The 24,640-nt window shown below is 73.4% G+C and carries 20 protein-coding genes and 2 pseudogenes; 8 read left to right on the top strand and 14 right to left on the bottom strand.

Going from position 1 to position 24,640, the window contains the following annotated elements:
- The first annotated feature begins 28 nt into the window (after nucleotides 1–28).
- The 3 genes from ACMA1D_RS07310 to ACMA1D_RS07300 all read left to right on the top strand — a co-directional run bounded on the left by ACMA1D_RS07310 (nucleotide 29) and on the right by ACMA1D_RS07300 (nucleotide 5,319).
- On the top strand, nucleotides 29–1,651 hold the full coding sequence (locus tag ACMA1D_RS07310; RefSeq protein ID WP_414723054.1) for an amino acid permease: 1,623 nt from the start codon (nucleotides 29–31) through the stop codon (nucleotides 1,649–1,651).
- Nucleotides 1,652–2,053: 402 nt separating this feature from the next.
- Nucleotides 2,054–2,881, top strand: a complete 828-nt coding sequence (locus tag ACMA1D_RS07305; RefSeq protein ID WP_414723053.1) for an enoyl-CoA hydratase family protein — start codon at nucleotides 2,054–2,056, stop codon at nucleotides 2,879–2,881.
- 2 nt (nucleotides 2,882–2,883) lie between these two features.
- Nucleotides 2,884–5,319 carry an FAD-dependent monooxygenase gene (locus ACMA1D_RS07300; protein ID WP_414723052.1) on the top strand — a complete coding sequence of 812 codons (2,436 nt, stop codon included), beginning with the start codon at nucleotides 2,884–2,886 and terminating at the stop codon, nucleotides 5,317–5,319.
- Between the two features lie 110 nt (nucleotides 5,320–5,429).
- Here the strand turns inward: ACMA1D_RS07300 and ACMA1D_RS07295 are convergent, their stop codons facing one another.
- The 4 genes and pseudogenes from ACMA1D_RS07295 to ACMA1D_RS07280 all read right to left on the bottom strand — a co-directional run bounded on the left by ACMA1D_RS07295 (nucleotide 5,430) and on the right by ACMA1D_RS07280 (nucleotide 9,523).
- A complete protein-coding gene (locus ACMA1D_RS07295; RefSeq protein ID WP_414723051.1) occupies nucleotides 5,430–6,308 on the bottom strand; it encodes a hypothetical protein in 879 nt (292 codons plus the stop codon).
- Between the two features lie 241 nt (nucleotides 6,309–6,549).
- Nucleotides 6,550–7,071 (bottom strand): annotated as a pseudogene (locus ACMA1D_RS07290) (PaaX family transcriptional regulator C-terminal domain-containing protein); the annotation flags it as partial.
- Nucleotides 7,072–7,587: 516 nt separating this feature from the next.
- A pseudogene (locus tag ACMA1D_RS07285) lies at nucleotides 7,588–7,887 on the bottom strand (PaaX family transcriptional regulator); the annotation flags it as partial.
- A gap of 4 nt (nucleotides 7,888–7,891) precedes the next feature.
- Complete coding sequence (locus ACMA1D_RS07280) at nucleotides 7,892–9,523, bottom strand: AMP-binding protein (protein ID WP_414723050.1); 1,632 nt, start codon at nucleotides 9,521–9,523, stop codon at nucleotides 7,892–7,894.
- A gap of 117 nt (nucleotides 9,524–9,640) precedes the next feature.
- Here ACMA1D_RS07280 and ACMA1D_RS07275 point away from each other — a divergent pair, with 117 nt between their 5' ends.
- Nucleotides 9,641–10,978, top strand: a complete 1,338-nt coding sequence (locus ACMA1D_RS07275) for an acyl-CoA dehydrogenase family protein (RefSeq protein ID WP_414723049.1) — start codon at nucleotides 9,641–9,643, stop codon at nucleotides 10,976–10,978.
- A 218-nt stretch (nucleotides 10,979–11,196) separates the two neighbouring features.
- Nucleotides 11,197–11,589 (top strand): RidA family protein, encoded by a 393-nt coding sequence (locus ACMA1D_RS07270; RefSeq protein ID WP_414723089.1) that lies wholly within the window; start codon nucleotides 11,197–11,199, stop codon nucleotides 11,587–11,589.
- 257 nt (nucleotides 11,590–11,846) lie between these two features.
- Here the strand turns inward: ACMA1D_RS07270 and ACMA1D_RS07265 are convergent, their stop codons facing one another.
- The 5 genes from ACMA1D_RS07265 to ACMA1D_RS07245 all read right to left on the bottom strand — a co-directional run bounded on the left by ACMA1D_RS07265 (nucleotide 11,847) and on the right by ACMA1D_RS07245 (nucleotide 16,123).
- The gene (locus ACMA1D_RS07265) at nucleotides 11,847–13,061 is read right to left on the bottom strand and encodes a glycosyltransferase (protein WP_414723048.1); all 1,215 of its coding nucleotides are present in this window, start codon (nucleotides 13,059–13,061) and stop codon (nucleotides 11,847–11,849) included.
- Nucleotides 13,062–13,408: 347 nt separating this feature from the next.
- Nucleotides 13,409–13,981 (bottom strand): VanZ family protein, encoded by a 573-nt coding sequence (locus tag ACMA1D_RS07260; RefSeq protein ID WP_414723047.1) that lies wholly within the window; start codon nucleotides 13,979–13,981, stop codon nucleotides 13,409–13,411.
- A gap of 80 nt (nucleotides 13,982–14,061) precedes the next feature.
- A complete protein-coding gene (locus ACMA1D_RS07255) occupies nucleotides 14,062–14,457 on the bottom strand; it encodes a hypothetical protein (protein WP_414723046.1) in 396 nt (131 codons plus the stop codon).
- A 277-nt stretch (nucleotides 14,458–14,734) separates the two neighbouring features.
- A complete protein-coding gene (locus ACMA1D_RS07250; protein WP_414723045.1) occupies nucleotides 14,735–15,805 on the bottom strand; it encodes an alpha/beta fold hydrolase in 1,071 nt (356 codons plus the stop codon).
- A 123-nt stretch (nucleotides 15,806–15,928) separates the two neighbouring features.
- Nucleotides 15,929–16,123, bottom strand: a complete 195-nt coding sequence (locus ACMA1D_RS07245) for a hypothetical protein (RefSeq protein WP_414723044.1) — start codon at nucleotides 16,121–16,123, stop codon at nucleotides 15,929–15,931.
- 275 nt (nucleotides 16,124–16,398) lie between these two features.
- Here ACMA1D_RS07245 and ACMA1D_RS07240 point away from each other — a divergent pair, with 275 nt between their 5' ends.
- From ACMA1D_RS07240 to ACMA1D_RS07230, 3 genes are all read left to right on the top strand, one after another.
- A complete protein-coding gene (locus ACMA1D_RS07240) occupies nucleotides 16,399–16,902 on the top strand; it encodes a cupin domain-containing protein (protein WP_414723043.1) in 504 nt (167 codons plus the stop codon).
- Nucleotides 16,903–17,092: 190 nt separating this feature from the next.
- The gene (locus ACMA1D_RS07235) at nucleotides 17,093–17,659 is read left to right on the top strand and encodes a TetR/AcrR family transcriptional regulator (protein ID WP_414723042.1); all 567 of its coding nucleotides are present in this window, start codon (nucleotides 17,093–17,095) and stop codon (nucleotides 17,657–17,659) included.
- A gap of 306 nt (nucleotides 17,660–17,965) precedes the next feature.
- A complete protein-coding gene (locus ACMA1D_RS07230; protein ID WP_414723041.1) occupies nucleotides 17,966–18,331 on the top strand; it encodes a hypothetical protein in 366 nt (121 codons plus the stop codon).
- Between the two features lie 143 nt (nucleotides 18,332–18,474).
- Here ACMA1D_RS07230 and ACMA1D_RS07225 read toward each other — a convergent pair whose 3' ends face one another.
- From ACMA1D_RS07225 to ACMA1D_RS07205, 5 genes are all read right to left on the bottom strand, one after another.
- The gene (locus tag ACMA1D_RS07225; RefSeq protein WP_414723040.1) at nucleotides 18,475–19,062 is read right to left on the bottom strand and encodes a CGNR zinc finger domain-containing protein; all 588 of its coding nucleotides are present in this window, start codon (nucleotides 19,060–19,062) and stop codon (nucleotides 18,475–18,477) included.
- A 259-nt stretch (nucleotides 19,063–19,321) separates the two neighbouring features.
- Entirely contained in the window at nucleotides 19,322–20,332 is a 1,011-nt protein-coding gene (locus ACMA1D_RS07220) for a FecCD family ABC transporter permease (protein ID WP_414723088.1), read from the bottom strand.
- A gap of 50 nt (nucleotides 20,333–20,382) precedes the next feature.
- The gene (locus ACMA1D_RS07215) at nucleotides 20,383–21,414 is read right to left on the bottom strand and encodes a FecCD family ABC transporter permease (protein WP_414723039.1); all 1,032 of its coding nucleotides are present in this window, start codon (nucleotides 21,412–21,414) and stop codon (nucleotides 20,383–20,385) included.
- Between the two features lie 19 nt (nucleotides 21,415–21,433).
- Nucleotides 21,434–22,498 carry an iron-siderophore ABC transporter substrate-binding protein gene (locus tag ACMA1D_RS07210; RefSeq protein WP_414723038.1) on the bottom strand — a complete coding sequence of 355 codons (1,065 nt, stop codon included), beginning with the start codon at nucleotides 22,496–22,498 and terminating at the stop codon, nucleotides 21,434–21,436.
- Between the two features lie 573 nt (nucleotides 22,499–23,071).
- Complete coding sequence (locus ACMA1D_RS07205; RefSeq protein WP_414723037.1) at nucleotides 23,072–24,601, bottom strand: helix-turn-helix domain-containing protein; 1,530 nt, start codon at nucleotides 24,599–24,601, stop codon at nucleotides 23,072–23,074.
- Nucleotides 24,602–24,640 lie beyond the last annotated feature (39 nt).

Here is a 24,640-nt window from a genome sequence, read left to right as displayed (position 1 = left end):
CGCGTTCCACCAGAGAAGAGACCCACCCATGCGCGCGCACCTGCTACGCATCAAGTCCCCCGATGTGCTGATCGCCGAATCCGGCGCGGACCTCGCGGGGCACGGGCTGCGACGCACCATGGGCCTGTTCCAACTGGTGTGCTTCGGCGTCGGCGCGATCGTCGGCACCGGCATCTTCGTCGGCCTTTCGGACACGGTCGCCGAGGCCGGCCCCGCCACCGTGGTCGCCTTCGTGCTCGCCGCGGTGACCTGCATCCTGACCGCCTTCTCCTTCGCCGAACTGGGCGGCGCCATCCCGGTCTCCGGCAGCTCGTACTCCTACGCGTACGCCACCCTCGGCGAGGGTGCGGCGTTCATCACGGGCTGGTGCCTGCTCCTGGAGTACGGGGTCTCCGTGTCGGCGGTCGCGGTGGGCTGGGGGCAGTACCTGAACGAGCTGCTGCACAGTGTGTTCGGCTGGCAGTTGCCCGCGGCCCTGTCCAGCTCGCCCAGCGAGGGCGGGATCCTCAACGTGCCGGCCGTCGTGGTGATCATGTTGGCGGCGTTGCTGCTGGTGCGCGGCGTGCGGGAGAGCGCCCGGGCGACCGCCGCGATGGCCGTGCTCAAACTCGGCGTCCTCGCGCTGTTCTGCGCGATCGCCTTCGCGGCGTTCGAGGCGGGCAACCTGACGCCGTTCGCCGCGCACGGGCTGGCCGGCGTGACCTCCGGCGCCTCGGTCGCCTTCTTCTCGTACATCGGCTTCGACGCGATCACCACCGCCGGCGAAGAGGTGAAGAACCCGCGCCGCACCATCCCGCTGGCGATCATGGTCTGCATCGGCGTGGTGACGCTGCTGTACTGCCTGGTCGCGCTCGCCGCGATCGGCGGTCTCTCCGCAGGTGAGGTCGCTGGCAAGCCGGCTGCCCTGTCGCTGATCGTCAACCAGGTCACCGGGTCCGCCTGGGGCGGCGGCATCATCGCCTTCGGCGCGGTCGTGGCCATCGCGTCGGTGGTCCTCACGGTCACCTACGGGCAGACCCGCATCCTGATGTCGATGTCCCGGGACGGTCTGATACCGCCGGTCTTCGCACGGATCTCGCCGAAGACGGCGACGCCGGTCGCCGGCACCTGGATCGTCGCCGTGGTCTTCGCGGTGCCCGCGGCGCTGGTCCCGCTCGATGTGGTCCTCGACCTGACCACGATCGGCACGCTGACCGCCATGGTCGTGGTCAACGTCAGCGTCCTCGCACTCCGCCGCTCCCGCCCCGACCTGCCCCGCCCCTTCCGCGCCCCCCTCTTCCCGTTGCCCCCGCTCCTCGGCATCGTCTGCTGCGGCTATCTGATCTACGGCACGGGCTCCGCCGCCTGGCTACAGTTCGGGATCTTCCTGCTGGTCGGGGCCGGTCTGTACGTCGGGTACGGGCGCCGCCGCTCCCGGCTGCGCGGCGTGCCGCAGGACGCGGCTGCGGCGGGGCGTGCGCCGGCGGCCCGAGGGGCGGGCGGCGCGGTGTCGTCGGGCGGGTCGGTCGGCCGCGCGGCTCAGAGCGGGGTGGTCGACCGTGCGGCTCCGAGTGGGGCGATGGACCCCGCGGTGACGGATGGGTCGGTTGGCCGTGAGGGCCCTGGGGCAGCGGTGGCCAGTGGGGCGGGGAACGGCCGAGCCGGTCAGTAGGTCGATAGGTCGATAGGTCGGTAGGGCGACTGCGCGGCAGGTCGGTAGAGCGCGAGGTCGACCGGGTGGAGCGCTGCGGGGACGGTGCGCGTTGTGGGGGCGGGGGCTCCACGGCGCGAGCCGGTTTGGTGCTTCTGGTTCTCCTGGTGCCCCTGGTGTGTTGGGCGGCGCCGCCGGCCCACGGCGGTGTGGGCGCCAACGCTGGCGCTCGCACGGCTGGCTGCCCACGCGACCCATACGTACGGGCGTGCGATTGCCTGCCTCGCGCCGGCCCGTGCTTTCCGTCCGCGCGCCGGTCCGCACCCCCTCCCGCCTATCGCGTACTCGTGACGGCAGTCACGAAGGGGTGATAACTTCAAAGCGTTACGGGCACCTGCCGTACGGCTCAAGGAGGCCATGCGTATGAGTCCGTTCAGCGGTTCGGCGTCGGGGACGACGAGGTGGCGGCATCTGCACGTCACTTTCGACGGCGCCGTGGCCACCGTCACCCTCGCCCGTCCCGACAAGCTCAACGCCCTGACCTTCGGCGCCTACGCCGATCTCCGTGACCTGCTGGCGGAACTGTCCAGGACCCGTTCCGTGCGGGCCCTGGTGCTCGCCGGCGAGGGGCGCGGCTTCTGCTCCGGCGGCGACGTGGACGAGATCATCGGGGCGACGCTCGGCATGGCCACCGATGAGCTGCTCGACTTCAACCGGATGACCGGCCAGGTCGTCAGGGCCATAAGGGAGTGCCCGTTCCCGGTGATCGCGGCGGTGCACGGGGTGGCCGCGGGCGCCGGTGCGGTGCTCGCGCTGGCCGCCGACTTCCGGGTGGCCGACCCGAGCGCCACATTCGCGTTCCTGTTCACCAAGGTCGGCCTCTCCGGCGGCGACATGGGCGCCGCCTATCTGCTGCCCCGCGTCGTCGGGCTCGGGCACGCCACCCGGCTGCTGATGCTCGGCGAGCCGGTGCGCGCCCCCGAGGCCGAGCGGATCGGGCTGCTCAGCCAACTCACCGACGAGGGCCGGGCCGACGCCGAGGCCACCGCCCTCGCCCAGCGCCTCGCCGCAGGCCCCGCGCTCGGGTACGCGCAGACCAAGGCGCTGCTCACCGCCGAGCTCGACATGCCGCTGGCCGCCGCCATCGAACTCGACGCCGCCACCCAGGCCCTGCTGATGAACAGCGCCGACTACGCCGAGTTCCACGCGGCGTTCACCAGCAAGCGCCCGCCGAACTGGCAGGGGCGGTGACCATGGCAGGGCCGGGGCCGGGTGCAGGGCCGGTCGCCCGGCGGGTCGCGATCATCGGCGGCGGCCCCGGCGGGCTGTACGCAGCCGCGCTGCTCAAGCGGCTGCGACCGGAGCGCGAGATCACCGTCTGGGAGCGCGGCGAGCCCAGCAGCACCTTCGGCTTCGGCGTGGTCCTCTCGGACGAGACGCTGGGCGGCATCGAGCACGCGGACCCGGTCGTCTACCAGGAGCTGAGCCGCGAGTTCGTCCGCTGGGACGCCATCGACGTGGTGCGCGGCGGTCAGGTGCTGACCTCCGGCGGCCACGGCTTCGCCGCGCTCGGCCGACAGCGCCTGCTGGAGATCCTGCACCGGCGCTGCCACTCCCTCGGCGTCCACCTGCGTACCCGTACGGCCGCGCCGCCGGCCGCCGAGCTCGCCCGCGACCACGACCTGGTCATCGCGGCCGACGGCGTCCACAGCGCCACCCGCACCGCACACGCCGACGTCTTCGCCCCCCACCTCACCACCCACCGCTGCCGGTACATCTGGCTGGCCGCCGACTTCGCCTTCGACGCCTTCCGGTTCGAGATCGCCGAGACCGAGCACGGCGTGCTGCAACTGCACGGCTATCCGTACGCCCGCCCCGCGCTGCCGACCAGCGGGCCGTTCACCGGGCCGCCCGGCCCCGGCGGGCAGGCAGCGGCCGGCGCCAGCACGGTCATCGTGGAGGCCCGTGAGGAGGTGTGGCGCGCAGCCGGGCTCGACCAGTGCGACGAAGGGGAGTCGGCGCGGGCGTGTGCCGCGCTCTTCGCGGACGCGTTGGGCGGCCGTCCCCTGCGCGGCAACGCCTCCTCCTGGACGGCCTTCCGCACGGTCACCAACGAGCGCTGGTCACACGGGCCGATCGTGCTGCTCGGCGACGCGGCGCACACCGCGCACTTCTCCATCGGCTCCGGCACCAAGCTCGCCGTCGAGGACGCCCTCGCCCTCGCCGCCTGCCTGGAGGAATCGCCCACCGTGGCCGAGGCACTGACCGCGTACGAGGCGGAGCGGCGCCCCGTCGTGGCCTCCACCCAACGGGCCGCCGGCGCCAGCCTGCACTGGTTCGAGAACCTCGCCGACTACCTCGACCAGCCGCCCCACCAGTTCGCCTTCAACCTGCTCACGCGCAGCCGCCGGGTCACCCACGACAACCTGCGGCTGCGCGACGCGGACTTCGTCACCGCCGTCGAGCGTGAGGCCGGCCTCGCCCGGGACACGCCGCCGATGTTCACACCACTCACCCTGCGCGGCCTGACCCTGCGCAACCGGGTCGTGGTCTCGCCGATGGACATGTACTCGGCCCAGGACGGCACCCCGGGCGACTTCCACCTCGTCCACCTCGGCGCCCGGGCGCTGGGCGGCGCGGGCCTGGTGATGACCGAAATGGTGTGCGTCAGCCCCACCGGCCGTATCACCCCCGGCTGCACGGGCCTGTACGCGGAGGGGCACGAGGCGGCGTGGCGGCGCGTCACCGACTTCGTCCACTCCGCATCGCCCGGGGCGGCGATCGGCGTGCAACTCGGCCACAGTGGCCGCAAGGGCTCCACCCGGCTCATGTGGGAGGGCATCGACGACCCGCTGCCCGACGGCAACTGGCCCCTGGTGGCCCCCTCGCCACTGCCCTACCGCCCCGGCATCAGCCAGGTCCCGCAGGAAGCGGACGGCGCGACCCTGGCCGAGATCCGCGACCAGTTCGTGCGCTCGGCCCGCAGCGCCGCCCGGGCCGGCTTCGACCTCCTCGAACTGCACTGCGCCCACGGATACCTGCTCTCCGGCTTCCTCTCCCCGCTCACCAACCGGCGCACCGACGGGTACGGGGGCGACCTCAGCGGCCGGCTGCGCTATCCGCTGGAGGTCTTCGACGCCGTGCGCGCCGTATGGCCGTCGGACGCGCCGATGACGGTCCGCATCTCCGCGACCGACTGGGCCGAGGGCGGCACCACCCCCGACGAGGCGGTCGCCATCGCCGCCGCCTTCGCCGCCCACGGAGCCGACGCCATCGACGTATCGACCGGCCAGGTGGTGGCCCACGAGCGCCCCGAGGTGGGGCGTTCGTACCAGACCCCGTTCGCCGACCGCATCCGCAACGAGCTCGGCGTCCCGGTCATCGCGGTGGGCGCCATATCGTCCTGGGACGACGTCAACTCCCTGCTGCTCGCGGGCCGCGCCGACCTGTGCGCACTGGCCAGGCCGCACCTGTACGACCCGCACTGGACGCTGCACGCAGCCGCCGAACAGGGCTACCGCGGCCCCGGCGCCCCCTGGCCCGCCCCGTACCGGGCCGGCAGCCGACGCCCACCCACCGGACGCACCGACGACCCCAAACCACGCCTCACGCTGCACACCACGACCCCACCCATACCCCCGGCCCCGTCCCCGGCTGCGGCGTCCGGGCCCGGCACCCGGGCCCAGTAGCCGCACGCCGGTGGGGGCCGGCTCGGCCGGGCAGCGGGCCACCCCGGGGCAGGGGAGCGCGAGGGTAGGGGAGTTCGGGGCTGGGCCGTGCCGCCGCTGGTGGCGGGTTCTCAGCCGTCCGTGGAGCGTACGGTCTCCATGATCTTCTGGATCTCGGGGGCGGTGAGGGCGTTGGGGACGCCCTGGTCGGCGTAGATCACCCAGCCGTGCATGGTGCCGTCGGGCAGCTTCTGCGCGATGGAGTGCACGACGGCCGACGCCGGCACGCAGGCGCTCGGCCGGTGGGTGACGGTGACCTTGGCGGTCGCGGTGTACCCGGTGATCCCGCCCCGGTTCCACGGCTTGGCCTGGCTGACCTCGATCTTGGGCTTGTGGTCCGGGCCGCCGTACGCGGCGAAGCCCCAGTTGCCTGCCCAGTTACGGGCGTTCTCCTGCAACGAGCCCTCCGTGCCGCCGCCGGTGGTGCCGACGGTGGCGAGCTGGCCCTTGCCGGCCTCGCCGAGCGCCTTGGGGTTGGGGCTGGAGGCGCAGCCGCCCTCGCGGTAGTTGGCGGCGCCGGTCATGACGACGATCGGCTGGCCGTCCTTGTCGGTGTAGGACAGGGCGGTGTCCTCGCCGATGACCCGCCACTTCTGCGCGGCGCCCGGTACGTCGTACCGGAAGTGGTGTTCGGCACGGGCCTGCGTCTGCCATCCCGGTATCTGCGGCTGGTCGCCGGCGGGGGCCGCGGACGAGGACGAAGACGAGGACGGGGCGCCGGCCTCGGATGCGGCGGGTGCGGGCGAACTGGCCGCCGGCGACGTGGACTGGGCGCCCCGCGCACCGTCGTCCGTGCCCCCGTCGGCATCGTCGTTGCACCCGCTCAGGGCGAGGACCAGACCGAGGCCGGCCGCCGCGCACAGCACCCGGTTCCGGCGCGAGCGGACCGGAGCGGCAAGCTGGGGCTGCTGGGGCTGGTGGTGCTCTTGAGGGCTGTGTGACATAGGCATGATCAGTACCCTAAGCGGTGCGCGCGGCCGAACCGTACGGGCGACCGGGCAGCACGACCGAGGCCACCCGCCCCGCCCCGGGCCCCGGCCCCGCCCCAGACCTACTGCCCCCGCAGACCTGCCCGGATCGCAGGCCCCGGCCCGTACCGCAGGTTCGCGGCCACCACACCGGGCGCGGTGCGTGCCCGGGCGAGGGAGGCGCGCGGGCGGGCAGACGGTCGGGCAGCGGCGGCGGGAGGGGTCAGCCGGCCTGGTTGCGTACGTAGGCCGCGCCCGCTTCCCGTAGCCGTTGGTGGAGTTCGGCGAAGACGCGGGCCGAGCGTTCGCCCGGCCAGTCGGCGGGCAGCAGCGCCGGCGGGAGCCCCGGGTCGGCGTAGGGGAGGGCGCGCCAGGAGTCGAGGGCCAGGAGATAGTCGCGGTACGCGTCGGCCGGGGTCCCGCTGCCCTGCTGTGACCAGCGCTGCAACACCGGTTCGTGGGCGGCCAGGAACGCACGGTGCCGGGCGGCCAGCGCGTCCAGATCCCACCAGCGGCGCACCGCCTCGGCCGTGGGCTCGAACCCGGTGTGCGCACCGCGGAAGAGGTCGACGTAGCCGGCGAGGCCGAGCCGTTCCAGGGTGTGCCGGGTCTCCTCGTACAGCGCGGCCGGGGCGATCCACACCCCCGGCGCCGCCGTGCCGAAGCCCAGTCGGGCGAGTCGGGAGCGCAGCAAGTGACGCTTGTTGCGCTCCTGTTCGGGTACCGAGAAGACGGCCAACAGCCAGTCGCCGCCCCCCTCGGCCCCGGCCGTCCCAACGCCTCCGTCGGCCTCCTCGCCCCCATGGGCCCCATGGGCCGCCTGGCTCTCGTGAACCCCCTGGCCTTCGTGAACCTCGTGGCCCTCGTAGCGCCCAGGAACTCCGCGAGCCGCGCCGCCCGCACCGCTCGCGCCGCCCGTACTGCCCGCGCCGCCCGTACGAACCCCGCTGCCCCCATTGTCCCCGCGCCCCTCACCACTCGCCCCGTCCGCAGCAGCCACCCCACCCGCTCCGAACCCCCAGGACTTTCCGGACTTCCCGGACTCCTCGCCCGTCCCGTACGCGCCAGCCGTCCCGCTCGTCCCGCGGTGCTCGGCAGCCCCGCCGGCCGCGGCCTCCACAGCCCGGACGGCACCACCAGCTCCACCAGCCGCACCAGTCAGGGCAAACCCCTCTCCACCAGCCCCTCCGGTGGACCCCGCCGTCCCCGCCGTCCCCGCCGTTCCCGCCGCGCCGGCTCCGTGCACGGGCGACAGGTACACCTCCAGCCGCCCGTAGATGCGCCGGTCACCGTCGTCCAGCAACTGGACCGCGTCCGCGGACGGCGCGTAACCGGCGGCTCCCTCGGCGGTCTTGGCGGGTACCAGCAGCCCGCGCCGCTTGAGCCGGGAGACCGCCGAGCGCACCGACGGCGGGTCCACGCCCACCGTGCCCAGCAGCCGGATCAGCGTGGCCACCGGCACGGTGTCGGCCGCCGCGCCGTGGCCCGAGCCTCGGCCGTAGGCGCCGTAGTACGTCACGATCAGGGAGCGCGGGGTGTGCTGGACGAGCGGATCGGTCACCCGGTCACTCTAGAGCGGCCTCGGCGCCGGCCCCGCGCAGCCGGTACCGCTGGAGCTTGCCGGTCGGCGTGCGCGGCAGCGCGGCCACGAAGTGGATCTCCCGCGGGCACTTGTACGGGGCGAGCTCCGCCTTGGTGAACGCGCGCAGCGCCGCCACCGTCTCGGGGCCGTCCGGCACGCCCGCGCGCAGCACCACGTGGGCGACGACCACCGCGCCGCGCGCCGCGTCGGGCCGCCCGGTGACCGCTGCCTCCACCACGTCGGGATGGCGGGCGATGGCCTCCTCCACCTCGGGCCCCGCGATGTTGTAACCGGCGGAGATGATCATGTCGTCGCTACGGGCCACGAAGCGGAAGTAGCCGTCGGGTTCGCGGACGTAGGTGTCGCCGGTGACGTTCCAGCCGTCGCGCACGTAGCTGCGCTGCCGTTCGTCGGCGAGGTAGCGGCAGCCGATGGGGCCGCGCACCGCGAGCAGTCCGGGTTCGCCGTCCGGCAGCGGGGCGCCGGACGCGTCGACCACCCGCGCCTGGAAGCCGGGCACCGGAACGCCCGTGGTGCCAGGGCGGATCGCCTCGTCGGCGGCGGAGAGGAAGATGTGCAGCAGTTCGGTGGCGCCGATGCCGTTGATCAGGCGCAGCCCGGTCGCGGCGTGCCAGGCGTGCCAGAGCGCGGCGGGCAGGTTCTCGCCGGCCGAGACGCACCTGCGCAGCGAGGACACGTCGTGCTCGCCCAGCCGGTCCAGCATCGCCCGGTACGCGGTGGGGGCGGTGAACAGCACCGACACCCGGTGCCGGGCGACGTCCGCGAGCAGCCGTTCGGGGCCGGCCCAGGGCACCAGCAGGGCGGATGCGCCCACCCGTAACGGAAAGATCACCAGGCCGCCGAGGCCGAAGGTGAAGCCCAGCGGCGGGCTGCCGGCGAACACGTCGTCCGCGGCCGGCCGCAGCACCTGCGCCGAGAACGTGTCCGCGATGGCCAGCACGTCGCGGTGGAAGTGCATGCAGCCCTTGGGTTGTCCGGTGGTGCCCGAGGTGAAGGCGATCAGCGCCACGTCGTCGGCCGCGGTCGGCACCGGCTCGAACACGGCCGGCCGGGCCGCGGCGAGACGCAGCAGGTCATCGGGGTCGTCCGAGCCGTACGCGGCGATGCGCAGCCCCGGCACCCGGGCCTGCACCAGGTGGTCGAGTGAGTCAGCCGAGCACACCGCGTGCCGCACCCGGGCCAGTGCGCAGATGGTGGCCAGCTCCTGGGACCGCTGGTTGGCCAGCACGGTCACCGCCACCGCGCCCGCCTTGAGCACCGCGAGCCAACAGGCGGCCAGCCACGGCGAGGTCGGGCCGCGCAGCAGCACCCGGTTGCCGGGCCGCACCCCCAGGTCCGCGGTGAGCGCCTGGGCGAGCTGGTCCACCCGGCAGCGCAACTCCCCGTACGTCCACACCACCCCGTCGGCGCCCCGGAGCGCGACCCGATCGGCCGCGCGCCGGTCGGCGGTCTCGGCGAGGAGTTCGACCGCACAGTTGAGCCGGTCGGGGTAGGCGGGCGCGGGCGGGTCGCGCAGCAGTACGGGCCACTCGGCGGCGGGCGGCAGATGATCACGAGCGAAGGTGTCGACGTGCGCCGACGGCGTGAGCTCCATGGCGGATGCGCCCCCTCTGACCGATGGAGAAGTGCGGCAGTCCTGTCCCGAAGATGCTCCGTCAGCGTAACGTGTTGGTGACGACAGTCAACATGCCGCGATAAAGGAGGGGTGTCGATGACCGCCTTCGCCCTCGATCCGCACCAGCAGAAGTGGTGCGCCGAGCTGCGCACGATCGCCGCCGAGCGGCTGCGCCCGCTGGCCGAGCGCGGGTTGCCGGGCCGGGTGAACCGCCCGCTGGTGGCGGCGCTCGGTGAGCTCGGGCTGCTGCGCCGGCTCTTCCCCGCCGCCGGCCCGGCCCAGGTCAGGGCGCTGGACCTGTGTCTGCTGCGGGAGTCGCTGGCGAGCGAGTGCACCGAGGCCGAGACGGCGCTCGCCCTCCAGGGCCTCGGCAGCTATCCGGTGGTCCAGTCCGGCACGCCCGAACAGCAGGCCCGCTGGCTGCCGGAAGTGGTGGCCGGGCGCGCGGTGGCGGCGTACGCGCTGAGCGAGAGCGCGGCCGGGTCCGACGCCGCGGCGCTCACCCTCGCGGCGGAGCCGGTGCGGGCCGCGGCGGGCTCTGGTGCGGGGTGGGGCCCGGGGTCTGGTGCGGGGGCCGCCGCGAGGGTGAGCGCGGGGGCCGCTGCTGGGCCCGCTTCCGGGCCGGCTGTGAAGTCGGCCGCGGGGTCGGCGACCGGGCCGACCGCCGAGTCAACCGCCGAGTCAACCGCCGAGTCGACCGCAAGGTCGGGCAAGGGGCGTGCCGCCGGGCCCCTCGCGCACTGGCGCCTCACCGGCGAGAAGTGCTGGATCTCCAATGCGCCCGAGGCGGACTTCTACACCGTGTTCGCCCGGACGACCCCGGGCGCGGGCAGCCGCGGGATCACCGCCTTCCTGGTCCCGGCCGACCGCCCCGGGCTGGTCGGCGAGCCGTTGGAGATGCTCAGCCCGCACCCGATCGGCCGGCTGACCTTCGACGCGGTGCCGGTCAGCAGGGCCGACGTGCTGGGCGAGGTGGACGCCGGCTTCCCGGTCGCCATGCAGGCGCTCAACCTGTTGCGCCCCAGCGTCGGCGCCTTCGCCGTCGGCATGGCGCACCGCGCACTGGAACTCGCCCTGGCGCACGCCGGGGAGCGCACAGCCTTCGGCGGCCCGCTCCGCGACCTCCAGGCCGTCTCCCACCAACTCGCCGAGATGGCCACCCGCACCGAGGCCGCGCGGCTGCTGGTCTACGCGGCGGCAGCGGCGTACGACGCGGGCGAGCCCGGCATCGCCCGCCGCTCGGCGATGGCCAAACTGCTGGCCACCGAGACCGCCCAGTACGTCGTCGACGCCGCCGTCCAGATCCACGGCGCCCGCGCCCTCCAGCACGGGCACCCCCTGGAGCACCTGTACCGCGAGGTGCGCGCACCGCGCATCTACGAGGGCGCCACCGAGGTCCAACGCACCATCATCGCGAAGGAGTTGTACCGGTGACCAGTCCGCTGCACACCCCACAGCCCGGCCCCCGCGAGCCGTCGGCCCCGCCCGTCCAGCCATCGAGCCCCGCACGCCAGGAGCCCGCATCCCCAGGGCCCGCACCTCAGGAGCCCGCCGCACCCCAGGAGCCCGCGCCGCGGAAGCCGGCCCCGCAGGCGCCCACGCCCCAGGCGCCGGCCCCGCAGGCAACCGCCCCCACCCCCGCGCAGCCGCCCCTGCACCGGGTCAACCCCGCCGAACTCGCGCCGCCCACCGGCTTCTCGCACGCCGTCACCGCCACCGGCGCCCGATTGGCCTTCCTGGCCGGCCAGACCGCGCTCGACCGGGCCGGGCACCTGGTGCCGGGCCCGCTGCCGGAGCAGTTCGAGCGGGCCCTCGGCAACCTGCTGGTCGCCCTGGAGGAAGCCGGCGGCCGGCCGGAGCACCTGGCCAGGGTCACCGTCTACGCCACGGACGTCGCCGACTACCGCACCCACGCGGCCGAACTCGGTCGCATCTGGCGGAAGTTGGTCGGCCGCGCGTACCCGGCGATGGCCGTGGTCGGAGTGGTACGGCTCTGGGACGAGGAGGCTCGGGTCGAACTCGACGGGATCGCCGTCCTCCCCTGACCCACCCGCAACCGGCGACACCCAGCCACCGGACGCCCCCCGACTGGCCAGCCCGGGCCCGCGCCCCGAGCGCCCCGGACCTCGACCCGCACCCGGGCCCACACCCAACACCCAGATACGGCCCCGGACGCACTGGCCAACGCCAGCCCCAACCCCAGCCCCCACACCTCACGGTGGCGCTCCGGCCGATGCTCGCGACTGCCCAACCTCAACCCCAACCCCAACTCCAATCTCAACCCCAACACCCCACGGTGCCGCTACCGGCCGATGCCCGCCACGAGCCGGCGCGCGGCCACTGCCGCCCCGTCCGTACGGATCGTGCCGGCCACGGCCCGCGCCCGCGCCTCGCTGCCGGGGGACAGGGCCGTGGCCAGCGCGGCCGTCAGGGAGGCGACGGTCGGCGTGCGCCCCTCGTGCGCCGTGCCGATGCCGAGTTCGGCCACCCGCCCGGCCCACTGCGGCTGGTCCGCGATCTGCGCCACCACGACCTGCGGCGTGCCGGCCCGGGCGGCGGTCGTCGTGGTGCCCGCGCCCCCGTGGTGCACGACGACGGCCACCCGGCGGAACAGCGCCTGCTGGTTGACCTCGCCGACCACGAAACAGTCCGCGCCGTCGTCGACGGGCGCCAGCCCGGCCCAGCCGCGGGCGAGCACCAGTCGCCGGCCGAGCCCCCGGGCCGCCTCGACGGCCACCCGGGCGACGCCCTGGGGCGCGTGCGCGGCCATGCTGCCGAAGCCGACGTACACCGGGGGCTCGCCGGCGGCCAAGAACGCCTCCAGGTCGGCCGGGAGCGGCCGGTCGTCGGGCAGCAGCCACGCCCCGGTCTGCACCACGTCCAGGTCCGTCTTGCCGGCCGCCGGCCAGAGCGTCTGATCGGCGGCCAGCCACGGCCGGTCGGTGAAGACGTGGCCGCGGACGTCGTCCACCGGCGCCAACCCGAGCGCCGCCCGGTGTTCGTTGAGCGCCGGGCCGTACAGCGCGTTCACCCGCTCCGCGTCCTGCTTCCACAGCACCCGGACGTCCGTCTCGCCCTCCGGCGACGGGGTGCCGGGCCGCGCCCCGGGCCTGAAGTGCCGGGAGGGCAGCCCCAGGGTGTGGAAGCAGGCCAGCACGTACGGCAGCCCGAACCTCTCGGCGACGTCCCGCGCCCCGGCCGGCAGCAACCCCGTCGCAAGCACCGCGTCACAGCCGCCCGCCACCGCCCCCAGCACCTCGAACCGCGCCGCGACCAGCGCGGGAGCCAACCGGAACGCGTCCTCACGGGTCGGCGGCTGCGCCCCGGCGACCACCGAACGCACGGTCGGTCCGAGCGGCACGGCCTCCACGCCCGCCCGCGCCAACAACGACGCGAACTCCTCGTCCGGTGGCACGCACACCAGCGCGTCCACCCCGAGTCCGCGCAACTCCACCGCGAGACCCGCCAACGGTTCGACATCCCCGCGCGATCCCCACGACGTCAATAGCACCCGCACTTCGCGACTCTCCCTCGCACCTGAACCCGCACCTGAATCCGCGGTCGAATCCGCACCCGAATTCGACTTTCGGCCGCCGATTGTGCGGTACGGGCCGGGCCTTGCGGCAAGCCCCCCAGTGCGCTATACGTTGAAAAGGGTAAGGAGAACGACTCCTTACCCTTTTCGCTGCCCACTGCTTTTGCCGGCCCATCTCGGGCCCATCCCGGCCCCGCATCGGACCCCGTCGTGGTTCGGCCGCGGCCCGCCCCCAGCTTGATTCCGGCCCGACCCGGCGGGCCCAGGACCTTGACGGGCCGGGCGATCAACGGCCCGTACGGTTGACGCGCGATCACCGCCCCCAGGATTTACGCGCGATGCCTGCCCGAGCCCGGTCGCAAGCGGTTCGCCTGCGTCGCAAGATGGGCGGAGAACGTTCCGATGACGCCGCCCAACGTATTGAAGAGCAGATCGTCGACGTCCGCCGTGCGGCCGGCTGCCAGCAGGAACTGGGCCGTCTCGATGGACGCGCTGAGGGCCAGGCAGCAGCCGATGACGGCAATTCCGGAAAGGGCGGGGAAGGCGAGCGACGAAAGGGCGGCCAGCGGAATGAACATGGCCGTGTTGGCCACCTGGAGGCGCAGTACGTTCTCGCGTTCTTCGGCGAATGCGCCGGCGCCCTGGTAGCCGCTCGGCTCCCATAGGCCCTCGCCCGGGACCCAGGCCACCTCATGGCTCCCCGAACCCGGCGCCTCCATCGGCAGCACGGTCGCCACGAAGACCACCAGACCCCAGCCGACCAGCAGGAACCTGGCCACGGTCAGCAGCCGGCGGGCATCGGCCCGGGAGCGCCACCACACGCCCAGCAGACACAGCCCGACGGTTGCCGTGAGGAATGCGGCGACGGACAACGGGCTGATGTAGAGGATCACTTGCCACATGCAGGAAACGTCCCGATCTGAACTGCGGCGCGCCGTACCCGGGTGCCACCCTCACGAGTGGCGCCCGGCTCCGTACGGAATTACGGGCAGCGCCATTTCGTGTAGTAGGTGTTCTTCCGGTACTCCATGACACCGCGAATGCATTCGTCCCGGTTGATCTCATGCCGTCTGCGGAGTTCGGCAACGCCGTGCCGGGTCTTCTTGCTGCCGAACCACAGGGGCCACGCCGTGATCCTGGAATCCTTGCGCTGCGATCCAAGACGTACGGTGATCTCGTTTCCCTGATGGCGTACGTAGCGGACCCGCCAGGTGTACGTTCCGGTGCTGCCGATCTTGCCGCCCTTGACGCAGAGCGATCCCTTGGAAAGGTCGCCGCAACCCGCGGGCGTGGCACTCGCCGCGGGCGCGAGGACCAGGGTGCTCCCGAGAATTCCGGATAGGGCTACGGCTGTTCCCAGACTTCTTCGCGTAGGCACGTGCCCCCCATGCGCATCCCAACGACCCCGGGCCGGGACCAGGCCGGCGGAGCGTGGCATTGCCTCACGCCCGGGAGCCGCATCTGATATGGCGGCAATCAGAGTAGCAACTAGCAGAGTATGGGCGTATATCGCAAATAAGTCAGAGGTAAGCGACCATTCCTGCGTAATTCTGGACGAGGTTGAGGGAATGCGACTCCACCTGACCGGCTTCGACCGCGCTCCGATCGAAGCCGGCCACCTTCAACGCAGCACCCACGGGGAGCGGTGCGGTGGGTCAGCGCCCGAGCGCGGCGGCTTCCCGTACGGCCGCGACGAAGGCGTCCGGGCGTTCCTGGGGGAGGGTGTGGCCGGCCCGGTCGACCACGTGGTGGCGGCGGGGGCCGGTGAAGTGGGCCCGGGACGCGGTGCCGTCGGTCCACGGGGTCACCCCGTCCTCGCGGCCGTCGAGGGTGACGGCGGGGACGGTGATCGGGGGCTGTGCGGCGAGCCGGCGTTCCAACTCCTCGTACGCGGCGGCGCCCGGCGCGGCGGCCAGCCGGTGCCGGTAGCTGTGCAGCACGACGTCGACGTAGTCCGGATTGGTCCACTGCTCGGCGGCCTCGTCGAGCTCGGCCTCGGTGAACTGCCACTGCGGCGAGGCGCGCCGCCAGATGACGCGGGCGAACTCCTTGGGGTCGGCGGTCAGCCCCTTCCGGCCGCGCTCGGTGAGGAAGTAGAAGAAGTACCAGTAGCCGCTCTCCAGTACGGGCGCCAACGGCTCTTCGGCCGTGGCCAGTTGCTGGATCAGGTAGTTGTTGACCGAGACCAGGCCGAGGCAGCGCTCGGGCCACAGCGCGGCGACCACGTTGGCCGCCCGACCTCCCCAGTCGTAGCCGGCCAGCAGGGCCCGGTCGACGTCGAGTGCGTCCAACAGGCCGATCAGATCGGCGCCGATGGCCGACTGCTGCCCCGACCTCGGGGTGTCCGCGGCCAGGAACCGGGTGGGCCCGTGACCGCGCAGATAGGGGACGTAACAGCGGTATCCGTGGCGCGCCAGCCGCGGCGCGACCTCGGCGTACGAGCCGGCGGGGCTGTACGGCCAGCCGTGCAGCAGTACCACCGGGGTGCCGTCGACGGGGCCCGCCACGTGGTAGGCGACGTCCAGCACGTCCGTCCGCACCCGGTGCAGCGGTCCCAGCCGGGGCGGCCTCGCGGTGGCCGTCGCCGGCGGGGCGGCGGGAGTGGCGGGCGGGGTCGGCGCGGCCGATGCGGTGCCGGCGGGCGGCGGGGCGAGGCCGGCCGCCGGGAGCACGAGCGCGCCCGAGGCGACCGCCGCCGTCTGGGCGAAGTTCCGTCTGCTGATCATGGGGGGTCCACCTTCGCGGTACGGCGTTGCGTCGTGCGGTGTCGGGTGCGTGCGTGCGGCGGGTGCGTACGGGCTGGTGCCGGGGTGCGCCGCCGGCCCCACGCCGCCCCGGCCGCCCGCCTCCTACAGGCCCAAGTCCACGGCCAGGCAGGAGAAGTGGGTCCAGCTCCGCTCGGCCTGGTACGTGCTCGGTGCGCGACCCTGCGGTGTGGCCTGCTCCGTGACCATGTCCTCGTACCGGATGCGCTCGGGCAACGTGCCGAACTTGGCCCTGCGGGCCGCGCCCGCGCCGTCCCCCGTGTCCTCGGTGTGCGCCATCGTCCCCAGCTCCCTCCCGTCCCGCCCGGGGCCGTACGCCCCGGGTTCGGCCTCCAGGCTGCTCCCTCCTCGCGTCACCAGTCAAGCCGGTGACGCAATGCCGCCGGCGGGGGCGGGTGGGCGGACGGGTGGGCGGGGCGCGGATCGGGCGGCTGGTGACGCGAGTGACGAACGGGGCGAGGAATGGCCGAAGTTGGCCCTGTGCGGGGAGGGGGCGTGGTGCGTAGCGTACTCCGCAAGCAGAACGACCGTTCTTTCTCCCTGAGGAGTGACGCATGATCGACCGTCGTGCCCTGATGCGGTCCGGTGGCATCGCCGCGGCTGCCTTCGGCCTCTCCGCCGCCGTTCCGGCCGCGCACGCCGCGGATGCGGGCCCCGGCGCCGCGCACGGCCACGGCTGTCCCGGCGGCCACGGCCAGGACCGCCCGCCGGGCGGCCCGATCGACCCGTGCGACCTGACCTCCGGCGTCACCCGGGTCGAGCTCCAGCGCAACCCGTCGCCGGCCAAGGGCTGGCTCACCGTGCAGACCCTGGTCGAGATCCCCCGCCACAAGGAGTCCGGCCGGCACAGCCATCCCGGCGTGGAGGTCGGGTACATCGTGCGCGGCGACGTCCTGATGGTCTTCGACGACGGGCCCGCCCAACGGCTGCGCACCGGCGACCCGTTCTTCATCCCGTCCGGCGCGATCCACAACGCCCGCAACGTCGGCACGGTGACGACGATGATGCTCTCCACGTACGTCATCGACGAGACCAAGCCGCTGGTGACGACCTACTGACCGGGCGCCGCGGGCGGCAGGCCGGGGCCGGTGCCCCACCCGCGCGCCACCCCGGGTCCGCCGCCCCGGGTCCGCCGCCCCGCGGCCCGCCCCGTCGTCCGACCAACGGCCCACCCCGCCGCCCCGGCCCGCCAGTCGGTGCGGACGGGGGGCGGAGCCGTGCGCTCGGGGCGTCCGTACGCTGGTGCCCATGACTTCGGGGACCGATGCGACCAGCCATCCGCGGCAGCGACTGCTCGACGCCGCGGGGGAGTTGTTCTACGCGAACGGCATCCACACCGTCGGCGTGGAACAGCTCGTCCGGCAGGCGGGGGTCACCCGAGCCACCTTCTACCGCCACTTCTCCAGCAAGAACGGCCTGATCATCGCCTATCTGGAGGAGCGCGACGCCCGGGTGCGGCGCGGTGTCGCAGCCATCCGCGAGGTGCATCAGGGGCGCACGGCGCTGTTGGAGATCGTCGACATGGTGGCCCGCACCATCCTGCTCCGCGAGTTCCGCGGCTGCGGGTTCCTCAACGCCGCCGCAGAGTTCGCCGACCCGCAACACCCCGTGCGCCGCTACGTGGACACGCACCGCCGGTGGTTCCGCGGCGTGCTGCGCGACGTGGTCCAGGAGACCGGGCACCCCGACCCCGAGCGGGTGGGGCGGGCCCTGATGGTGTTGCGCGACGGGGCGATGGCCGGCGGCTACCTCGATGACGAACAGGACGTCGTCCGCACCCTGCGCGAGGCGGCCGAACAGGTGCTGGACGCCTGAGTCGGGTGCGCGCCGCCCGCACGGTCGCCCCGGCGGGGACTCACTGAGCGTGCTGGGTTCTCCGTGACGCCGTGACGCGGTGACGTCGCGGCGCCGTGACGTCACAGGGCTGCCGAGATCCCCGGCGGGGCGGCGGTCGTCGGGTGGTGGCCGGAGCGGGCGGGGCGCAGGAGGCGGGAGACATCTCTTGTGGCTTGAATCGCTCTACCACTTTCGTTGAAGATGCAAGCAAAGTGCTGTCAGGGCGGCGGAGTCGCCCCCTCCGGAGCGTTCCTGCTCCGTATCCGACCGACCGAGAGGAACGACATGTCGACAGCGTTCAGCAGGTGCGCGGTGGCGGCGGGCGGCGCGCTCGCCAGTGGGCTGCTCGTCCTGGGGGCCGCCGGCGCGCCCGCCAGCGCCGGCCAGCTCCCCGGCGTCACCTTCTACACCGGTGCGCACGGCACCGGCACGGCGATCTCCGCCGACCTCGACACGGTCGGCGCCTGCCACGAACTGCCGGCCGGCGTCCACTCCTTCCGCTCCATCTCGGAGCGCGGCGTTGAGGTCTTCTTCAACTCCGGCTGCCGCCCCGGCGCCCCGGGCACCACCGGTGACCTGCGGTACGTGGTGGGCACCCTGAACACCGGCGACTTCCCGTACACCGCCGTGAGCTACCGCGTCCTCGGCTGATCAGCTCGGCCGCCGCCGGGCCGACGTGCGGCCGACGTGCGGCCGACGTACGACTGACGCGCGGCCGGCGCACGGGTCGGCGGCCGGCCGGCGCCGTCGGGCAGCCGGCCCGGCGACGGCCGCGCCGGGTCCGCGGCGCTCCGTCAGCGGGCACCCGACCCGGCAGGGACGTCGGCCGCCGCATCGGGAGCCGCCCTCTTGCGCGCCCGGTAGGCGGCGGCCTTGATCTTGTTGCCGCAGGACTCCATGCCGCACCAGTGCCGCCGCATCCCGCGCGAGCGGTCCACGTAGACGCGGGTGCACTCGGGGTTGCCGCACTCCTTGAGCAGCGGCACGTCGGGGCCGCTCAGCAGCTCCACCGCCTGTCGGGCGACGGCGGCCAGCGCCTGTTCCGGGGTGGCGTCGGTGCGCCGCCCGGCCCGGGTGAGCTGCGGGGCTGCGGTGGGCGTGCGCGCGGCCTCGTTCAGCACCTCAAGGGCCGGCTCGCCGAACGCCTCGCCGCGGCGGCGGGCGGTGACCAGCGCGTAGATCGCCTCCCGCACCTTCCGCGCGTGTTCGACGTCGGCCGGCCGGCTGCGGGTGACGGTGTCCACGATCCCGGACTCCACGTACCACGCGTCCAGCCGCTCCGGCGTCGCGAACATCTCGAAGCGCAGCGACCGCCGGGCGCGCAGCGTCGCGGCGAAGTCGAGGGCGGGCTGTCCGCAGACGAAGACGTGGTCGAGGTTCACGCTCCCCATCTTGCGGGGCGAGCGCCGGCCCGGCCAAGCGCCCGGCCGCCCGGACGCGCGCTCGGCCCCGCAGCGACCCCTGACGTACGACGCCCGGACGCGGACGACCGCCGGCGGGCCGGGCACCCCGTCCACCAGCCGGAACAGCCGGGCAGCCAGCCAGTGGGCCACTCAGCCAGCCGCCCGGCCCAACACCGCCGGGGCCCAACACCGCCAAGGCCCAGCAAGACCGAGCCCCGGCCAAGGCCGGGGCCCCGCCTCACGCGGCCTGCCGCCGCCACTCCCGTACCAGCAGGTAGCCGAGGTAGGTGCCGCCGACGGCCATGGTGTACAGGCCCACCGGCAGATCGTCGAAGAGCGGCAGTTGCTGGGCGGCGAGGTCGGCGGCGACCAGCAGCAGGGCGCCGAGCAGCGTGGAGACCACCAACTGCGGGCCGGTGGTGCGGGTGAGCCGCTTGGCCACCTGCGGCGCCGTCAGCGACACGAACGCGATCGGGCCCGCGACGCTCACCGCCCCGGCCGACAGCACGATGGACAGCAGCACCGCCGCGGTCTTGGCCCGCCCGGGGCGGGCGCCGAGCCCGGTGGACAGGTCGTCGCCCATCTCGCCGATGGCCAGCGGCCTGGCCAGCAGCGCGGCCAGCGGCAGCGCGCACAGCAGGACGGTCCAGATGACCGTCGCGTCGTCCCAGGAGCGGGCGGCCAGACTGCCGTTGACGTACGCGGACAGTGAGCTGGCCTTGTCCCGTTCCACGGCGTACACCACGTACTGGGTGATGGCCGTCGACATCGCAGCGACCCCGATGCCCGCCACCACCAGCCGGCCCGGGCTGCGGAAGCCGGTGCCGGTGGACACGTACACCAGGCCCATCGCCACCAGCGCGCCGAGCAGCGCGCCCACCGAGACCGGCAGCACGTCGGGCAGGAAGAGGGCGACGATCGCCGCGCCCGCGCCGGCCCCGGAGCCCAGGCCGATCACGTCGGGGCTGCCGAGCGGGTTGCGGGTGACGGACTGGAAGAGCGCGCCGGACAGGCCGAAGGCCGCGCCGGTGGCGATGGCCACGCTCAGCCGCGGGCCGCGCAGCCGGTCGAAGACGAAGGCGTCCTTGCCGGTGGCGTCGCCGAGTACCGCGGCCGGCAGGTCGGGCAGTGCGATGCCGAGCCGGCCCAGGGAGAGCGTCGCGGCGCCGGCCACGACCAGCAGCACCAGCGCCGACACCGCCACCACCAGGGCGGACAGATGGAAGGGCAGCGCGATCCAGGGGCCCATCCGCAGCATCCTGCGGCGCGGGCCGGCGCGCCGTGCCAGCGGGCGCACGGTCATGACGTCCCCCTCATCCGACGCACCGCGATCAGCAGCGCGGGCGCCCCGACACAGGCGGTGACGACCCCCACCATCAACTCCTGGGGCCGCAGCAGCACCCGCCCGAGCACGTCGGCGAGGAGCAGCAGCGACGGCCCGGCCAGCGCCGAGAAGGCCAGTTGCAGCCGGAAGTCGGCGCCGACCAGCACCCGCACCAGGTGCGGCACGGCGAGCCCGACGAAGGCGATGGGGCCGACCGCCGCGGTCGCCGCAGCGCTCAGCAGCGTCGCAGCGAGCAGCCCCAGCCCCTTGATCCGGGCCGGGCTGATCCCCAGCGAGGTGGCCTTGTCGTCGCCCATGGCCATGGCGTTCAGCCCCGGCCCGAGCAGCAGCGCCACCACCAGACCCGTACCGGCGAACGGCAGCACCGACCAGAACACGTCAAAGCTGCGCCCGCCCAGCGCACCCACCACCCAGTAGCGGTAGGTGTCGAAGACCCGCGGCTGGGAGAGCGTGACGGCCTGGATGAAAGCGACCAGTACGGCGCTGAGCACCGCACCCGCGAGCACCAGCCGCACCGGGTCGGTCCGGCCGCCGGCGGTGCCGATCACGTGCACGACGAGCCCCGCGAGCAGCGCGCCGGGCAGCGCCCACCACATGGTTTCGCGCTGTCCGGCGGCCCCGAAGTAGGCGGTGGCCGCGACGATGCTCGCGGACGCGCCCGCGTTGATGCCGAGCAGCCCGGGTTCGGCCAGCGGATTGCGGGTGATGCCCTGCATCAGCGTCCCGGCGACGGCCAGGCACACCCCGGCCAGCACGCCGAGCGCGGTCCGCGGGTAGCGGCTCTCGACGACGGTGCGCAGGTAGGTGTCACCGCCCCCGGTGACGACGTCCAGCACGTCGGATGCGGGGGTCGGCTTGCTGCCGTACATCACGCTGGCGAACAGCGCGACGAGGAGCAGCAGCAGACACCCGACCAGGGCGAGGGAGAGCCCGGCAGGGCCCCGGCGACGAACGCCGGGGCCCTGCCGGGCCGAGACTGTGGTCACGCTTCCGGGCCCCCGGGAGTTACTTACCGGCCTTGGCGACGGCCGCGTCGATCATCGGCAGGTAGCGCTCGATGCTGTACGGCACGGTCAGCGGGTTGATCATCGAGGAGGCCGTGACGAAGGGCTGGTCCTTGCTGGAGACCAGGGCGCCCTTCTTGACCGCCGGGATCGCGGCGTACAGCGGCTGCGCCTCGACCTCCTTGCGGCTCTTGTCGTCCGTGTAGAACGTGAACGCGACGTCGCTGCCGGCGAGCTTGTCGGCGTTCTCCAGGCCGATCAGCGCGGAGTCGGTGCCCTCGGTCTCCTTGAAGGTGTTGACCACCGGGTCGACCTTCAGGCCCAGCTTGGAGACCATCTCCACGCGCTGCTCCTTCGGCTTGAAGACGCCGAGGGTGCCGGGGCCGGTGTTGTAGATGTACGAGAACGTCACGTCCTTGTACTTCGGCCGCTTGGCCGCGGCGTCCGCGAGCTGCTTGTTGATCGTGGCCGTCAGCTCCTTGGCCTTGGCCGGCTGACCGAGGGCCTTGGCGATCAGGTCGATCTGCTGGTCCCAGTCGGTGCTCCACGCCTTGTCCGGGTACGCGACGGTGGGCGCGATGTCCTTCAGGATGTCGTACTGCTTCTGCGTGATGCCCGACCAGGGGGCCAGGATGACGTCGGGCTCCAGCTCGGTGATGGCCTCGATGTCGAGTTCCTCACCGCCGGTGAACTGCTTGGGCAGGTCCTTGCCGGCCTTGGTGACCGCCTCGTGGACCCACGGCAGGTAGCCCGTCTTGTCGCTGCCCCACTCGTACTTCTCGATGCCCACCGGCACGTTGCCCAGCGCGATGGCGGTCTCCGTCGAGCCCTGGCCCAAGGTCACCACGCGCTGCGGCTTCTCCTTGATCACGGCCTCGCCGAGCGCGCTCTTGAGCGTGACGGGGAAGGCCCCGGCCTCGGCCGAAGCGCCCGCCGCGTCCTTCTTGGTGTCCTTGTCGTCCTTCTTGTCGTCCGAGCCGCAGCCCGTGACCAGCAGGGCGAGCGAAACGGCACCGGCGGCGGCCACGGCGGCCCGGCGGCGCAGGGAGGTCAACGGAAGGGGCATTGCGGCGGTCCTCGTTCTCAGGCATCAGGTGTCGACTGCCGCCTTCCGCGCATCGGCCCAAGGACGTGTTTCGGCCTACGGGAACCAGCGCGACGACAGGCGGCCGACGGCGATTTTAGGTGAGCCTAACCTATGTAATTCCCGGGGTGCATGGCGCCTAGCTGGTCGAGCGGTGAAGAGCTGACGACGGCCCGAGAGCGGCGGGGCTGGCGGGACCGCACCAAGTCGCGGATCTCTTTGGCCGGTATGGGGGTTGTGGGGGAGGGGCGGGGGTGTTCTCCGTATCAGCCGGTGCGGGGCGGAAGGGGCCGGTCGGGGGCCCGTCCGCACGGGATGGTCGTACGGGCCCGTCGGGCGCCGGGCGGTCGTATGGGCCGCCGGGCGTTGGGCGGTCGTACGGGGCGTACGGGGCGTACGTGCCGCCGGGCGTCGCGCCGTCCTCTCGCCGTACCGCCGTGCAGGAACGGCCGCCGCCCGGCCTGCGGGGGTGCAGACCGGGCGGCGGCGAGGTCGGAGAGTCGGCCGGGCGGCCGGGCGGGGGGGCGTTGGTGCGCGGCCGGGCCCGTCGGGCGGCTAGATGTCCCGGAAGATCTCGATCTGCGCCCCGATCGAGTTCAGCCGCTCCGCCAGGTCCTCGTAACCCCGGTTGATGACGTAGACGTTGCGCAGCACCGACGTGCCCTCGGCCGCCATCATGGCCAGGAGGACCACCACGGCCGGCCGGAGCGCGGGCGGGCACATCATTTCGGCGGAGCGCCAGCGGGTGGGGCCCTCGACCAGGACGCGGTGCGGGTCGAGCAGTTTGACGCTGGCGCCGAGCCGGGTCAGGTCGGTCAGGTAGATGGCGCGGTTGTCGTACACCCAGTCGTGGATCAGGGTCGAGCCCTGGGCGCTGGCCGCGATCGCCGCGAAGAACGGCACGTTGTCGATGTTGATGCCGGGGAACGGCATCGGGTGGATCTTGTCGAGCGGCGCGCTCAGCTTCGACGGGCGCACCGTCAGGTCGATCAGCCGGGTGCGGCCGTTGTCCGCCGGGTACTCCGCGCTGCGCTCGTGGTCGAGTCCCATCTCTTCGAGCACCGCGAGCTCGATCTCCAGGAACTCCACCGGCACCCGGCGGATCGTCAGCTCGGACTGGGTGACCACGGCCGCCGCGAGCAGGCTCATCGCCTCCACCGGGTCCTCGGACGGGGCGTAGTCCACGTCGCGGTCGATGTGCGCGACGCCGTGCACGGTCAGCGTGGTGGTGCCCACGCCCTCCACCCGTACGCCCAACTGCTCAAGGAAGAAGCACAGGTCCTGGACCATGTAGTTGGAGCTGGCGTTGCGGATGACGCTGACGCCGTCGTGCCGGGCGGCGGCCAGCAGCGCGTTCTCGGTCACGGTGTCGCCGCGCTCGGTCAGCACGATGGCGCGGGTGGGGGAGACGGCGCGGTCGACCTCGGCGTGGTAGATGCCCTCGGTCGCGGTGACTTCGAGGCCGAAGTGGCGCAGCGCCGTCATGTGCGGCTGGACGGTGCGCGTGCCGAGGTCGCAGCCGCCCGCGTACGGGATGCGGAACCGGTCCAGGCGGTGCAGCAGCGGGCCCAGGAACATGATCACGCTGCGGGTGCGGCGGGCGGCGTCCATGTCCATGGCGGCCAGGTCGAGTTCGGCCGGCGGCACGATCTCCAGGTCGTTGCCGTCGTTGATCCAGCGGGTGCGGACGCCGATGCTGCCCAGCACCTCCAGGATGCGGTAGACCTCCTCGATCCGGGCGACGCGGCGCAGCGTGGTGCGGCCGGCGTTCAGCAGCGAGGCGCACAGCAGGGCGACGCAGGCGTTCTTGCTCGTTTTGACGTCGATGGCGCCGGAGAGCTGCCGCCCGCCGACGACCCGCAGATGCATCGGACCGGCGTACCCGAGCGACACGATCTCGCTGTCCAGGGCCTCGCCGATCCGAGCGATCATCTCAAGACTGATGTTCTGATTTCCCCGCTCGATGCGGTTGACGGCGCTCTGACTGGTACCGAGTGCCTCTGCGAGCTCCGTCTGGGTCCAGCCACGGTGCTGGCGGGCGTCGCGGATGAGCTTGCCGATGCGGGCGAGATAGGCGTCTGTCATGAGATCGATATTATCTCAGATATGAGATGTACTCATGTT

Origin of the sequence: Streptomyces sp. 796.1 (assembly GCF_047525675.1) — a bacterium.
GTDB lineage: Bacteria > Actinomycetota > Actinomycetes > Streptomycetales > Streptomycetaceae > Streptomyces.
This window is presented reverse-complemented; position numbering and strand designations above follow the sequence as displayed.

Bases quoted from the DNA above. Each gene is read 5' to 3' on its own strand.
- ACMA1D_RS07280 (WP_414723050.1), bottom strand. From the start codon at position 9,523: ATGGAGCTCACGCCGTCGGCGCACGTCGACACCTTCGCTCGTGATCAT.
- ACMA1D_RS07295 (WP_414723051.1), bottom strand. From the start codon at position 6,308: ATGCCTATGTCACACAGCCCTCAAGAGCACCACCAGCCCCAGCAGCCC.
- ACMA1D_RS07245 (WP_414723044.1), bottom strand. From the start codon at position 16,123: ATGGCGCACACCGAGGACACGGGGGACGGCGCGGGCGCGGCCCGCAGG.
- ACMA1D_RS07205 (WP_414723037.1), bottom strand. From the start codon at position 24,601: ATGACAGACGCCTATCTCGCCCGCATCGGCAAGCTCATCCGCGACGCC.
- ACMA1D_RS07305 (WP_414723053.1), top strand. From the start codon at position 2,054: ATGAGTCCGTTCAGCGGTTCGGCGTCGGGGACGACGAGGTGGCGGCAT.
- ACMA1D_RS07250 (WP_414723045.1), bottom strand. From the start codon at position 15,805: ATGATCAGCAGACGGAACTTCGCCCAGACGGCGGCGGTCGCCTCGGGC.
- ACMA1D_RS07220 (WP_414723088.1), bottom strand. From the start codon at position 20,332: ATGGGCCCCTGGATCGCGCTGCCCTTCCATCTGTCCGCCCTGGTGGTG.
- ACMA1D_RS07260 (WP_414723047.1), bottom strand. From the start codon at position 13,981: ATGTGGCAAGTGATCCTCTACATCAGCCCGTTGTCCGTCGCCGCATTC.
- ACMA1D_RS07210 (WP_414723038.1), bottom strand. From the start codon at position 22,498: ATGCCCCTTCCGTTGACCTCCCTGCGCCGCCGGGCCGCCGTGGCCGCC.
- ACMA1D_RS07310 (WP_414723054.1), top strand. From the start codon at position 29: ATGCGCGCGCACCTGCTACGCATCAAGTCCCCCGATGTGCTGATCGCC.
- ACMA1D_RS07300 (WP_414723052.1), top strand. From the start codon at position 2,884: ATGGCAGGGCCGGGGCCGGGTGCAGGGCCGGTCGCCCGGCGGGTCGCG.
- ACMA1D_RS07235 (WP_414723042.1), top strand. From the start codon at position 17,093: ATGACTTCGGGGACCGATGCGACCAGCCATCCGCGGCAGCGACTGCTC.
- ACMA1D_RS07230 (WP_414723041.1), top strand. From the start codon at position 17,966: ATGTCGACAGCGTTCAGCAGGTGCGCGGTGGCGGCGGGCGGCGCGCTC.
- ACMA1D_RS07275 (WP_414723049.1), top strand. From the start codon at position 9,641: ATGACCGCCTTCGCCCTCGATCCGCACCAGCAGAAGTGGTGCGCCGAG.
- ACMA1D_RS07240 (WP_414723043.1), top strand. From the start codon at position 16,399: ATGATCGACCGTCGTGCCCTGATGCGGTCCGGTGGCATCGCCGCGGCT.